Annotated in this window: 3 protein-coding genes; 1 reads left to right on the forward strand and 2 read right to left on the reverse strand. The window is 39.0% G+C overall.

Annotation, left to right across the window (positions count from 1 at the left end; genetic code table 11):
* Window positions 1-95: 95 nt before the first annotated feature.
* Window positions 96-449: a RidA family protein gene (locus tag CXF78_RS00375; protein ID WP_011635902.1), complete on the reverse strand. Its 354-nt coding sequence runs from the start codon at window positions 447-449 to the stop codon at window positions 96-98.
* Between the two features lie 172 nt (window positions 450-621).
* Between CXF78_RS00375 and CXF78_RS00380 the strand changes: the two genes are divergently transcribed.
* On the forward strand, window positions 622-843 hold the full coding sequence (locus tag CXF78_RS00380) for a cell division protein ZapB (protein ID WP_011635901.1): 222 nt from the start codon (window positions 622-624) through the stop codon (window positions 841-843).
* A 5-nt stretch (window positions 844-848) separates the two neighbouring features.
* Here the strand turns inward: CXF78_RS00380 and CXF78_RS00385 are convergent, their stop codons facing one another.
* Complete coding sequence (locus tag CXF78_RS00385; protein ID WP_011635900.1) at window positions 849-1,052, reverse strand: DUF1107 domain-containing protein; 204 nt, start codon at window positions 1,050-1,052, stop codon at window positions 849-851.
* Between the last annotated feature and the right edge of the window lie 396 nt (window positions 1,053-1,448).

Here is a 1,448-nt window from a genome sequence, read left to right on the forward strand (position 1 = left end):
CTGTCAGTGCATCTATCATTTTATCTCAAGCCAATCACAATGGAGCAATCAAAATAAATCAGTCTATTGTCATCAGGATGATTAACCATTAATGGCTAACTTACCACTGCCGCTATTACCGATATTTCAACCAAATATTCTGGCTCGGCAATCGCTGCTTGCACACAAGCTCTTGCAGGTGCATGCCCCTTAGGCAACCAGCTGTCCCACACTTGATTCATAGCATCGTAATCGGCCATGTCTTTAAGGTAAATAGTGGCTGATAAAATATGATCGCGTCGACTACCAGATTGTGCAAGTAAGCTTTCGACCTCTTCTAGCATGGTAATAGTTTGGGTATTAATGTCGGTGAACTTGTCTTTAGCCACCTGCCCACACAGATAAACGGTATTATTGTGGATCACAATACTGCTCATACGAGTGTTAACATCGAGTCGGGTAATTGTCATAAAAAGGTCTTTTACTGTCTTGGTTAGCAGATGAAAATAGCGCGATCTCAGATAAAGCACAATATAGTACGATTTATTGAATATATTTTAGCCACTTAGTTTTAAAGGCTATTCCTATAGGCCTTGTCACTGCTAGAATCGGGATTCCATCCAGAAACGTATAGGACTCCCCATGAGCCTCGAATTATTGTCCCAACTGGAAACCAAAATCCAGGCAACTCTCGAAAATATTGAGCTACTAAAAATGGAGCTTGATGAAGAGAAGCAAAAGAACGAAGCGTTGCTTTCACAGCAACAAGAATTGACACAAAAAAACCAACAATTGCAGCAAGACCTAAACTCTTGGAGTGATAAGGTCAACGGCCTTGTTGGTTTATTGAATAACGAAATCTAAATGGATTAATGCTGTTTTGATTGTATTTCAATCAAAGCATTTAATTCGCTGATAGCCTGCTTAACTTCCGGCAGGCTTTTTTTCGTCTGCAAAAAACGCCCCTTATCAAACTCGATCAACCCTAAGTCTTTTACCCAAATAACGCCACTCAAAAAAATCCTGGCATGCTTAACTATCAGTTTAGGTGCATAAACAGGGAACATTCTCATACGACTTCCTCCAAGAAAATAACATGCACTGAGGTGCAATGAAATAACGACGATAAGCCATGTATAAATAAGAAATGTAAATGTCCAAAGCAGATATAAAACCACTATTCACTTTCTTGTTAAGCACAACTTCAATGTCATCGAATTTGACCACCCGAAGCCAAAAGAGTTTCATTAATAGGTTATTTTTATTGTTCAGATCCATCGAACAAAATAAAAATGACAGTTTAATGCCGCTTGCCAATATTTTGACGCCATGTTAAGATCTTTGACGTTACTCAGGGTAAAAAAGAGTCACTTGACTCATCTCCGTATTGTCTTTTATAGACATACGGTTTTTTTTTGCCTGCGATAAACTTCCGCTGCGCGCTAATCAACAATCCGCCTAAATAACAG

It is taken from the genome of Shewanella sp. 11B5 (genome assembly GCF_002836795.1).
Taxonomy (GTDB): domain Bacteria; phylum Pseudomonadota; class Gammaproteobacteria; order Enterobacterales; family Shewanellaceae; genus Shewanella; species Shewanella frigidimarina.

What these genes read in the sequence shown, in the direction of transcription:
- CXF78_RS00375 (WP_011635902.1), bottom strand. Translation starts at nt 449, where the DNA reads ATGACAATTACCCGACTCGATGTTAACACTCGTATGAGCAGTATTGTG.
- CXF78_RS00380 (WP_011635901.1), top strand. Translation starts at nt 622, where the DNA reads ATGAGCCTCGAATTATTGTCCCAACTGGAAACCAAAATCCAGGCAACT.
- CXF78_RS00385 (WP_011635900.1), bottom strand. Translation starts at nt 1,052, where the DNA reads ATGAGAATGTTCCCTGTTTATGCACCTAAACTGATAGTTAAGCATGCC.